Raw genomic sequence first — 10,621 nt, 5'->3', positions numbered from 1 at the left:
AGATGGTAGTTGCCGTCGTCGAGGGCGCCTTCGGCCGACCTCACCCGACCATGAGCTTCACCCCGAGACCGCAGAACACGGCGCCGGTCACGGTGTTCACGGCCCGGCCCACCTTCGGCCGCCGCAGGAGTCTTCCGCCGAGGCGTCCGGCGAGCAGGCCGAGGGAGGCGTCGACGGCGATCTGCAGGACGACGAAGGTCGCGCCGAGGACCAGCAGCTGACCGGTCACTCCCCCGGCGGCGGGGTCGACGAACTGCGGGAGGAACGCGATCGAGAACAGGATCATCTTGGGGTTGAGCAGGTTGGTGACGGCGCCGCGCGTGAAGGCGCGGGTGAGGCCGGGGCCTTCGGTGCCGTCGGCGCCGGGTTCGAGGGGTCGCTTGGACCTGCGCCAGGCCTGGACGCCCAGGAACAGCAGGTAGGCGGCACCGGCGTAGCGGATCCCCTGGTACAGCACCGGGTTGGCGGCGAACAGCGAGGCGAGGCCGAGGGCCGCGGCGGCCATGTGGACGGCTTCGCCGAAGGCGACGCCGAGCGCCGCGGCGATGCCGGCGCGGGCGCCCCAGCGTCCGGCGTTGGCGATCACGAACATCATGTCCGGTCCCGGCGTGATCATGAAGACCGCGATGGCGGCCAGGTAACCGAGGTAGGTCCCCCACTCAGGCATCGGCGGCTTCCCGGAGGGCGGCGCGGAGCGCGAGCCGGTGCGTGCGGCGGATCTCGGCCTCGCGGGATCGCCGGACGTCGGCGTCGGAGGTGATGACCAGTGGCGGCACTGGCCGGGGGTTTCCCGCCTCGTCGACGGCGACCATGACGAGGTGGGCGGTGGCGACGACGGTCGCGGGGACGGACTCGTCCCAGCGGTCGGCGGTGACCTTGACGGCGACCTCCATGGAGGTGCGGCCGGTCCAGGTGATCTGGGCGTCGACGTGGACGACGTCGCCGACGCGTACGGCGACCAGGAAGGCGGTCTCGTCCATGGACGCGGTGACGGCGGGGCCTTCACTGTGGCGGGCGGCGACGACCCCGGCGACGGAGTCGATGAGCTTGAGGACCACGCCGCCGTGGACGGTGCCCATCAGGTTGGTGTCCTGTGGGCCCATGATGCTCGACATGGTCACGCGTGAGGCCGACGGTGGCCGGGCGCTCCCGGGCTGATCCGTTCGGGGGGCGTGGGATCGGGCCGGTTCTTCCAGTGTGGTCATGCTTCGTTCCTTCCCTCGAGAACGGTCGCCGACCGTCGGCCGAGGGCAGGACAGGGCGCGGCGAGAGTCGCGCCCGTTCGGCCCACCCACGAGACCGGCGGTCACCGCGCGCGGTCGCGCGCGGGGCACGGGCAGGTATCGGGCTCACGGGCGGAACGCGCGTTGACCGTTGCGGGGCAGCCCCGGATTCCCACCGGGTTCCCTCTTGCGGCGTCCCCGGGCGGGAACGCACCAGCGCCATGATCAGACTAGCCACGGGAATGCGGTGGGAGCATCGTGCCGTTGCCCACTGTGAGGAGGCGCTCGTGCGAGTGGAACTGGTGCAAGGCGACATCACCGTGGAGCACGTCGACGCGATCGTCAACGCGGCGAACTCCTCGTTGCTCGGCGGCGGCGGCGTGGACGGCGCCATCCATCGCGCGGGCGGGCCGGAGATCCTCGCCGCGTGCGAGGATCTGCGCCGCTCGCACTACGGCAGGGGCCTGCCGACCGGTGAGGCCGTGGCCACGACCGCGGGCCGTCTCCACGCACACTGGGTGATCCATACCGTCGGCCCGCAATACTGGCCCGGCAAGGACCAGACCCACCTCCTGAGGTCGTGCTACGTCCGCAGTCTCGCCGTCGCCGACGAACTGGACGCGCGCACGGTCGCCTTCCCGCTGGTCTCGGCGGGTATCTACGGCTGGCCGATCGACGACGCGATCGGCGTCGCCCTCGGCGCCTTCGACTCGGCCGAGACGAGCGTCGAGGAGGCTCGGCTCGTGCTGTTCGACCGGGAGACCCACGACCTCGCCACGCGGATCCGTTCAGGCGGCTGAGGGGAAACACCCGGCGAAAGGGTCCTCCCCGGCCGTCCAGGCGTCCCTGCCCTGTGACAGCTCCATGTCGGTGAGCAGGCAGCCCTCCAGACGGAGGCGGAGCTCGTCGACGTCGAATCCCTCGCCGATGAAGGCGAGGGACGTACCGCGGTCCCCGTAGTACGGATCCCAGTCGAGCGCCGCCGCGACCCGACGGCCGGCACTGTGGGCGTCCCATCCCGACACCGGAAGCGCGTCCAGCCAAGGGCCGAGCGAGGCCATCGCGATGCCGCCCCCGGCGGCCTCGAAGGCGACGACGGTGTCGGGCTGCGTCGCCAGCCACAGATGGCCGCGGGCACGCAAGGCCGGGTAGGCGATCTCGTCGAGCCGGGCGTGCAGGCGCCCGGCGTGGAAGGGCCGGCGGGTCGCGAACAACATGGAGATCACGCCGCAGTCCTCGAAGGGCTCGTGCACGCCCAGGGTGAGCCCGGCCAGTGCTCGCGCCGGGCCGGGCGGACGTCCGGGGTCGTACCTGCCCGTGCGCAGGATCGCGGCGGCGAGGCCTTCGTCGTCAGGGGGCGACGGGTGCGCGGCCCAGGGCGCGAGACGGCGGGTGAGAACGCCGAGGCGCGCGGTCTCGTAGGGACCGCCGGACGCCTCACCGCGCAGCAGGACGGTGTCGGCGTACTCGATCTGCCGGACCAGGACCTCGGCCACGCCCCGGGTGTCCTCGACGGGTGTCCGGCGGCGGTGGGCGAGGTCGTCGACGCTGTTGAGGTCGCCGAGCAGGCTCAGGGCGTCGAGGACGGTGGTGCAGGAGTCGACGCGGAGGACCTCGGCCGCCGGCGCGTGTGCACAGGCCTCGGCGAGGTCCTGGGGCTCGACGGTCTCGGGCAGTTCGACGAGCAGCGGGCGGCCGGGATGGTCGTGGGCGAGGCGCACCAGCAGGGGCACGAGATCGTCGCGCACCGCGCAGGAGACGCAGCCGTGGGCGAGTGCGGCCTCGCCCTCTTCCAGGACGCCGGTGGCGTCGCGGACACGGCGGCGCACGTGGCCGTCGGCGAGGTCGGCGAGGTCGTGGGCGATGAGGATGAGGCCCGGTTCGGTGTGCAGGAGGCGGTCGGCCACGTCGGCGGTGGCGTGGGAGTGGAGGCCGGCGAGGACGGTGACAGGCGTGCGCGTGGCCGGGGCCGGCTCTGGACGGCGTGGTGGGGCGATCGGTCCGGTGGTGGTCATCGGGTCTCCCGGGAATAGAGGCTTAACGATAATGATTATCATTATGCATAACCTTTCCGAGGAGGACGCCCATGGCTTCCACTGACATCCGGCCCGTCGTCAAGCTCCGCAGCACGGCCGGGACCGGCTACACCTACGTGACCCGTAAGAACCGCCGCAACGATCCCGACCGCCTCGTACTGCGCAAGTACGACCCGGTCGCCGCACGGCACGTCGAGTTCCGCGAAGAGCGCTGACCCGGCGAGAGGGGCGTCACCTCGTGACGCTCCTCTTTCGCGGTGGGCAGCACGAACGAACGCCCGTTCGCCATCGTTACGATGCCCCGGTGGCATTACTGGAGGAAGACCGCGTCAGGCGGCTGCTGCGGCCGCTGCTGCGCACGAGGACGGTCCTGGAACCGGTGGCGAGCCGTCCGGCGGAGCGCGAACTCACCGGGACCCGCTTCGGCGGGCTTCCGGCCATGGAGGACGGCGAGTCCTGGCCGGTCTGCGACGGCTGCGCCGACGACCTGAGGTTCGTAGCGCAGGTGAACAACGAACGCGACGGGCTTCACGACCGGCTGCCCATCGCGTTCTTCACGTTCTTCTACTGCTGGAACTGCCATCCGTGGGGCCGAAGCGGCGAGCGGGGCGGCTGGCTCGTCCGGTCGTACACGTCGCTGACGGATCCGCATGTGGCCGACGCCGGCGACGGCCCCGCCTTCGAGGAACGCCATGCGCTTCCGCTTCCTGGGAAGTCACTGCCCGACGGCTGCGGAATGTCGCTGCACTGCCCCGAACTGTGGGATCTCGTGCCCGGCGACAGCGGTGGCCGCGACGCCTGGGCGAACTGGCGGGTCGTCGACAGCGCCTCCCTCGACCTGACACACGAGCGCGTCCGCGCCCCGCACCTCCGCAACGCCGGGGTCGCGATCGGCGGCTATCCGTACTGGGCCAACGGCGGCGACCAGACGCCGTTCTGCCCCGACTGCCCGGACCCGATGGAGCTGCTGCTCCAGATCCGGCCCACCGAGCTCACCGACGCGTCGTGGGGCGACGTCGGCACGCTGTACCTGTTCATGTGCCGTGAGCACACCCAGCGCACGGGACTGCGCATCCAGTGCACGTAGTCAGGACCCCGGCGTCCGCTGGGGCGAAGAACGCCGGGACCGAGGAGGAGAGGTCAATCGACGGCTATGCCGGCCGCCCTCTCCATAGAAGGCGACACGGCCGACCGCCGCGCTCGTCGTCTGGCAGTTGCGACTCGTCAGTCCGGCGGGCATTCGACGCGGAGCGGGCACGGAACACTCCCCCACCGGCAGGCGGCCGACCGGGCGCCCCCAGCCGAGGGCGCCCTGTCGGGTCCGTCTACTTCAGGCCATAGGACCTGATCGTGGTCACGGTCGCCGTGTTGCCCGCGTTGTCCACCAAGGACAGTCGCGTCGACACGAAGGTCGCTCCCGCCGGGTGCTTCAGCGAAGCCGTCGCGTGGTCGCCGGTCCGGTGCACGATGATCCTCTTCCACGTCACGCCGTCGTCGTACGACACCTCGAAGGTCAGCCGCCTGGTGCCCGCGTAGCCCTCGCCGTAGGCGAAGGCGTCCAGCGTCACGAACTGCATGGCCGTCGCCGGGGCGTAGCCGTTGACGACGCTCGCCGATCCGAGCGCCACCGAGTTCAGCGGCAGGTCCGCTCCCTCGTCGGCCGGGGGCGGCACGGTGGCGAAGGTCCACCGCGCGCTCGACGTCGTCCCGAGCGGGGACCAGTCGACCGACCGGGTCGCGGTGCAGGTGAGCGTCGCGGTTCCACTCGCCCCGGTGGCCAGCGCGGTGTTCACGTCGCACGGGTCCTCGTTGGCGACGAGCTCCTCACCGTTCAGCGACAACACCGACGTACCGGTCGCCACGAGGTAGGAGTCGGAGAGAACGCCCCGGCTCGCGTCGTCGAACAACGCCGCCCCGATGTGAATGTCGTCGGCGAAACGGGAACCGTACGAGGTGGCCCCCAGCGGAGCCTTGTTCCACACCGGATGCGCCGTCCTGCCCCTGATCTTCGTGGACAGGCTCGACGCCACCTCCGTCGCTCCCCCGTCGAAGTCGCCGACGTACAGCTCGCTCACCCACGCTCCCGGGGTGAAGTACACGGTCGCCTTGCCCGGCAGTACCTGCTCGACGGCCTCGGTAACGCCTCCGTCGTCGGCGCTGTAGTCCTGGCGGTATCCGGTGATCGCCGTGCCTTGGGAGTGGTACGTCTCGTCGTCTCGCTGCAGCGCCGAGTTCCTCACCGTGCGCACCGTGCCCGCCGGGATCTTGCCCGCGGTGGGATACGAGACGTTGTAGCGGTACGGGTTAGCCGACCCGTCCGGGCTGACGTACTGCGCCTGGAACTGGTAGGTGAAGTACTTGCCGAGCATCGTCGCGCTCGGCACCGTGTACGCCTTGACCGTGTCGTCGAGCCACCAGTTGAAGCTGTGGTACCAGTTCTCGGTGACGTTCATGGCGCTCAGTCTCAGTGTGCCGATGTCGAGCCGCTCGTCCTTGGGGTCGAGGTTCACATCGTCGCGCCTGCCCTTCCTGGCGTCCCAGACCACCGTCTGCCCGGCGTCGGTGATGATGACGTCGGTGGCGAACGCGGTGACCTCGCCCGTGGCCTCGGTGGCGACGTAGCCGAGCAGCTCGTAGCGCCCGGCGGGCAGGCGCACGGTGATGTCGTCCGCCTCGTGGAAGGACTCGCCCTCACCGCTGTCGAGGTCGAACCATCCGCCGAAGAGGGCGTCCACTGTGCCGCCTTCGCGGGCCGTGGCGTCGATGGTGATGTCGAACTTCTCGGCTTCGAGGTTGGCGCCGACGGCCGTGCGCACGGTGCCGCCACCGCCGGTGGCGGCGAGCACGGCGGACTGCGCGCCGACGGTCTGGTCCGCGGAGGGGTTCGCCGTGACGGTGACCTCTGCGGTTCCGCCGGCGGGAACCGTGACGGCGGTCTTATCCAATGTGAACAGTCCGCTGTTGCCGCCGGTCACGCTCATGGTCAGTGCCACGGCGGCACCGGAGGCGTTGGTGTAGGTGACGGTCTTTCCCACCGGCGTCTGGTCGTGCGGGTGGGCGAAGTTCCCGAAGGACAGGCTGCCCGTGCTCGGCGTGACGGCCGCGGAGATCGCGGTGGACACGTCGAGACGTCCCGCGCCCTGCTGGTAGACCGACAGCCCGTCGAGGCCCGTCGCCGAGCCCATCAGCGCGGCCTTGAGCCGCTCGGCCGTCCAGTCGGGATGCGCCTGCTTCAGGATCGCCACCGCGCCGGTGACGTGCGGCGTGGCCATCGACGTCCCGCTGGCGGTGGTGTAGAAGTCGCCTTCCGGCTCGCCGAGTGCGGTTCCGGTCGCCCTCGCGGCGGTGATGGCGCTGCCCGGGGCCGCGATGTCGGGTTTGACGGCGTAGTCGCCGACTCGGGGACCCTGGCTGGAGAAGCCGCTGAGGTCGTCGGACTTGGTCACGCTTCCCACCGACAGCGCCGCGTCGGCGGTGGACGGGCTCGTCACGCACGCGACGCACCCGTCGTTGCCCGCGGCGATCACGAACAGCGTGCCCGTCGCCTCGCTGATCTCGTTGACGGCCCGGTCCATCGGGCTCGTGCCGTCCGTGGGCCCGCTCCCGAGGGACATGTTGACCACCGCGGCGCCCTGTTCGGCGGCCCACTCCATGCCCGCGATGATCCCGCTCTGCGAACCGCTCCCGGAGTCGTTGAGCACCTTGCCGACGATCAGCGACGCGTCGGGGGCCACGCCCTTGTACCGCCCGTCCGAAGCGGCGCCGGAACCGGCCACGGTGGACGCCACGTGCGTGCCGTGTCCATGGCCGTCGATCGCGCCCGGCGAGGTCCGGGTGAAGTCGACGGCCTCGGCGACCTTGCCGGCGAGGTCGGGATGCGTCGGGTCGTAGCCGGTGTCCAGGATCGCGGTCGTGACACCGGATCCGGTGTAACCGGCGGCCCAGGCGTCCGGGGCGCCGACCTGCGGAACGGATTCGTCGAGGAGCACCTCGACCTTCCCGTCGAGCCACACGTGCGTGAGCCCGGGGCTCAGTGCCCCCGCTTTCGGGGTGAGGCCCGCCCAGAATCCGACGGCCTCCTCCGGGGGCACCTCCACCGCTTTCGCGTCGATGCTCTCCAGGTTCCGCACGACCGTCACACCGTCCAAAGAGGACGCCGACATCGATCCACCGTCGTCCTGCACGATCAGCGGCAGCGAGCCGCCGTCGCCGAAACCGTCACGCACGAGCCCGGTGACGTTGAACAGACTCTCGTCGAGCACGCCTCGGCGGAGCAGCGGCAAGGCGTCGCGCGGGATGACGTGCTGTTCGGCGTCCTCGGTGTAGGCGACGTAGCCGACGTCCTCGCGCCCTTCGCCGGGTAAGAAGGCGAACTTGCCGGTGGGTGAGACGAGGACCTTGTCCCCGGTGACGAGACCGACGGTGCCGGCCCGTGCGCGTTCGGCCGGGGTGAAGGCCGCGGAGCCGGGCAGGACCGGGTCGGCGTGCGCCGTTCCGGTGGTGAGGGTGGCCAAGAGGACGGATGCGATGCCCGCGGATGCGAGCCAAGGGCGGTGGTTCACGAAACGTTCCCCAATCGTCGAGCGTGGACGCCGGCGCGCCCGAGCCGAACGCACGGGGTGTCGTCACGGACCGGTCGCTCGACGGCGAACCACGAGGGCCGCCCACCGACGGTGACCGTCCTTTGTAGATCGTCCACTTCAGGCCGTTGGACCTTACCGTGGCCAGGGCTCCGTTTCGCACATTGAATCTACAAAGGACGGTCGGGTGCGAATGTGTTACGTAACTCATATTGCTTGATGGTCGCAAGACTTTAATATGAGTCTCGTACGATCCGAAACTCGAAGGAGCATGATCATGACACGGTACGTGCGATTCGCCGGGCTGCTGTTCAGCGGCCTGTTCGCCGGATTCCTCACCGGGGTCCTCGTCCTGGAACTGTCGCTGCGGAAATTCGACGCCACCGCCTACACCCAGGTCCGGCTCGTCGAACTCGACTCCCTGGACACACTCGCCACCGTGACCCTGATCCCCGCACTGCTCACCACGGCACTACTGGTCTACCTGACCCGCAAGACCAACGCACGCGGACTCACCGTCGCCGCGTTCGCCCTCCTGCTCTTCGTCTTCGGCCTCACGCTGGTGGTGAACCTCCCGATCAACTCCGACCAGCTCGGCTGGAGCGTCTCCGCACCGCCCGCGGACTGGACGGACACGCGGGACCGCTGGCAGATCGCGCACGCCGCCCGGACCGCGGCCGGCGTCCTCGCCTTCGCCGGCCTCGCCGTCGCGGCCCTGATGCCCGCACGGCGCGCGTAGCGAGGCCGTCGAGCCCCGCGCCGGGCGCGACTGGCTACTCTGCACCGCATGTCGGCATTTCATGAGGAACTTCCACTTGATCCCGCACGCACCGAAGGATGGCGACAGGTGTGGAGCAGTCTGCTGCCGAAGGGCGTCACGTCCTGCCCGCCTTTGGGGAACATCGGCGGCCACACCGGCTGGGTGTCGACGGTGGCGACCACCGTCCTCGATGGACGGGCGGTGGCGGTCACCGCGAGCGGCGACAAGACCGTCCGGGTGTGGGATCTGTCGACGGGCGAGCAGGTCGGCGCCCCCTGGACCGGTCACACCAACGGCGTGCGGACGGTGGCCCTGTCCGTTCTGGACGGCCGCGAGGTCGTGGTCAGCGGTGGTGACGACGAAACGATCCGGGTATGGGATCTCGCGTCGGGAAAGCCGGTGGGAGAACCTCTCCACCTTCACGCCGACAGCGTGCAGGCCCTCGCCGTCGGGGAGCGGCAGGGCCGCCGGGTGGTCGTCACCGGCTGCTATGACCACACCGTGCGCGTGTGGGACCTCGAAACCCGGGAAGAGGTGATGGCGCCGTTCCGCGAACACACCGGCCCGGTCTACACCGTGGCGACCGCCGTGCTGGACGGACGCTGGGTGGCCGTCACCGGTGGCGGCCCGGCCGTGCACGTATGGGATCTGGAGACCGGTGAGCCGGTGGGAAAGCCGTTCACCGCGCATACGGGCTACGTCGGCGCGATCGCCGTCGGCGAGCTGCCCGGCGGACAGGCCGTGGTGATCTCCGGCGGCTACCAGACGACGACGCGGGTGTCGGATCTCGCCACCGGGCTACCGGTCGGCACGTTCCCCCGGCCGGATCATCTGGAGGGCGCGGCCATCACGGTCGTCGACGGCCGGATCGTCGCGGTCCTCTGCGTCGACGAAGAACCGGCCGTCCAGCTGTGGGACCTGGCCACGATGGAACCGGTCGGCGAGCTGTTCCCCCAGCACACCTCCACGCCGAACACGTTGGCGACGGCGGTGCTGGACGGTCGGCAGGTGGTGGTGTCCACCTGTAGCTACGGGTCGATCCGGGTGTCGGAACTGGTCGTCAATGGGACGGTGGGGAAACCGGTCCGCCATGACGCCGCGATCACCGCCGTGGCGACCACGTCGGTCGCCGGGCGGCCGGTGGTGGTCACCGGGAGCGAAGACCGGACCGTCCGGGTCTGGGACCTCGACACCGGAGACGAGGTGTGCCCGCCGCTGACCGGCCACACCGGTGCCGTCACCGCCGTGGCGGCGACCGAGGTGGACGGGCGGGGCACGGCCGTCACCGGAGACACCGAAGGCGAGGTCCGGACCTGGGACCTCGCGATCGGGAAGCAGGTGAGGGAGGCGTCGACCGTCCACCGCCGCCCGATCACCGCGATCGGTGCCGACGGCGGAGGCGACATGCCCCGTGCCATCACCGCCGGCGACGACAAGACCATCCGGGTCTGGGATCTGCGCACGGGCGAGGAGACCGGCAAGCCCCGCAAGAGCGACCACCGGTGGGTGCAAGATCTCGCCGTCACCGCCCTCGACGAGCGGCCCGTCGCCGTGCTCGGGCGCTGGGGCGGCGGCTTCAAGGTCCGCGACCTCGCCTCCAACCGCGACACCGGCCTCCAGACCACCGGAGGCAACGGCAAGCCGGTGCGCCTCGTGGCCGCCACCGTCGCGGGCGGACGGTCCTTCGCTCTCACCGCCGACGACTCCTGGCCCGAGCCGTGGGTGAAGGTCTGGGACGTCGCCGCCGCCCGGCAGGTCGGACCGCTTCCCGTCAGTTCCGTCGAAGCACTGGCCGCGACCACGATCGACGGCCACCCCGTCGCGGTGACGACCAGTGGGAAGGGTGTCGAGATGTGGAACCTCACCACCCTGATCAGGATTCGGCCCGACATGCGGTTCCCCGAGCCGGTCAGGGCGCTCGCCGCCACGCCGGACGGCCGCCTCATCGTCTGCTTCGACCGTGACGTGGCCGTGTTCCCCCTGGTGCCCACGGGCTGACCGTACGAACATGCCTCCCCCATG

At 70.6% G+C, this 10,621-nt stretch carries 9 protein-coding genes and 1 riboswitch; of the genes, 5 read left to right on the top strand and 4 right to left on the bottom strand.

The window, feature by feature from the left end; translation table 11 throughout:
- Window positions 1-40 precede the first annotated feature (40 nt).
- Window positions 41-667, bottom strand: a complete 627-nt coding sequence (locus HNR73_RS07240; RefSeq protein WP_184786522.1) for a LysE family translocator — start codon at window positions 665-667, stop codon at window positions 41-43.
- Window positions 660-1,205, bottom strand: a complete 546-nt coding sequence (locus tag HNR73_RS07235; protein WP_184786521.1) for an acyl-CoA thioesterase — start codon at window positions 1,203-1,205, stop codon at window positions 660-662. Before HNR73_RS07235 ends, HNR73_RS07240 begins: the two co-directional genes overlap by 8 nt.
- Before the next feature lie 113 nt (window positions 1,206-1,318).
- Window positions 1,319-1,456, bottom strand: a riboswitch (cobalamin riboswitch).
- Window positions 1,457-1,510: 54 nt separating this feature from the next.
- Between HNR73_RS07235 and HNR73_RS07230 the strand changes: the two genes are divergently transcribed.
- Complete coding sequence (locus HNR73_RS07230) at window positions 1,511-2,023, top strand: O-acetyl-ADP-ribose deacetylase (RefSeq protein WP_203685873.1); 513 nt, start codon at window positions 1,511-1,513, stop codon at window positions 2,021-2,023.
- Here HNR73_RS07230 and HNR73_RS07225 read toward each other — a convergent pair.
- Complete coding sequence (locus HNR73_RS07225) at window positions 2,012-3,238, bottom strand: CobW family GTP-binding protein (protein WP_184786520.1); 1,227 nt, start codon at window positions 3,236-3,238, stop codon at window positions 2,012-2,014. The two genes, HNR73_RS07230 and HNR73_RS07225, sit on opposite strands and share 12 nt — an antisense overlap.
- 71 nt (window positions 3,239-3,309) lie before the next feature.
- Between HNR73_RS07225 and rpmG the strand changes: the two genes are divergently transcribed.
- The gene (gene rpmG / locus HNR73_RS07220) at window positions 3,310-3,474 is read left to right on the top strand and encodes a 50S ribosomal protein L33 (RefSeq protein WP_184786519.1); all 165 of its coding nucleotides are present in this window, start codon (window positions 3,310-3,312) and stop codon (window positions 3,472-3,474) included.
- Window positions 3,475-3,563: 89 nt separating this feature from the next.
- Window positions 3,564-4,346, top strand: coding sequence for a DUF1963 domain-containing protein (locus HNR73_RS07215; protein WP_184786518.1), 783 nt, complete (start codon window positions 3,564-3,566; stop codon window positions 4,344-4,346).
- Between the two features lie 238 nt (window positions 4,347-4,584).
- Here HNR73_RS07215 and HNR73_RS07210 read toward each other — a convergent pair whose 3' ends face one another.
- Window positions 4,585-7,773 (bottom strand): S8 family peptidase, encoded by a 3,189-nt coding sequence (locus tag HNR73_RS07210; RefSeq protein WP_184786517.1) that lies wholly within the window; start codon window positions 7,771-7,773, stop codon window positions 4,585-4,587.
- A 343-nt stretch (window positions 7,774-8,116) separates the two neighbouring features.
- Here HNR73_RS07210 and HNR73_RS07205 point away from each other — a divergent pair, with 343 nt between their 5' ends.
- Window positions 8,117-8,578, top strand: coding sequence for an anthrone oxygenase family protein (locus HNR73_RS07205; RefSeq protein WP_203685877.1), 462 nt, complete (start codon window positions 8,117-8,119; stop codon window positions 8,576-8,578).
- A 108-nt stretch (window positions 8,579-8,686) separates the two neighbouring features.
- Window positions 8,687-10,597: a WD40 repeat domain-containing protein gene (locus HNR73_RS07200; RefSeq protein ID WP_184786515.1), complete on the top strand. Its 1,911-nt coding sequence runs from the start codon at window positions 8,687-8,689 to the stop codon at window positions 10,595-10,597.
- Window positions 10,598-10,621 lie beyond the last annotated feature (24 nt).

The sequence above is a fragment of the Phytomonospora endophytica genome, assembly GCF_014202425.1.
In the GTDB taxonomy this organism is placed as follows: domain Bacteria; phylum Actinomycetota; class Actinomycetes; order Mycobacteriales; family Micromonosporaceae; genus Phytomonospora; species Phytomonospora endophytica.
Note: the sequence above shows the minus strand (reverse complement) of the source record. Positions and strands in the feature narration are given on the sequence as shown.

Excerpts from the sequence above, each read along its gene's own strand:
- HNR73_RS07240 (WP_184786522.1), bottom strand. The coding sequence starts at position 667 with ATGCCTGAGTGGGGGACCTACCTCGGTTACCTGGCCGCCATCGCGGTC.
- rpmG (WP_184786519.1), top strand. The coding sequence starts at position 3,310 with ATGGCTTCCACTGACATCCGGCCCGTCGTCAAGCTCCGCAGCACGGCC.
- HNR73_RS07205 (WP_203685877.1), top strand. The coding sequence starts at position 8,117 with ATGACACGGTACGTGCGATTCGCCGGGCTGCTGTTCAGCGGCCTGTTC.
- HNR73_RS07235 (WP_184786521.1), bottom strand. The coding sequence starts at position 1,205 with ATGACCACACTGGAAGAACCGGCCCGATCCCACGCCCCCCGAACGGAT.
- HNR73_RS07225 (WP_184786520.1), bottom strand. The coding sequence starts at position 3,238 with ATGACCACCACCGGACCGATCGCCCCACCACGCCGTCCAGAGCCGGCC.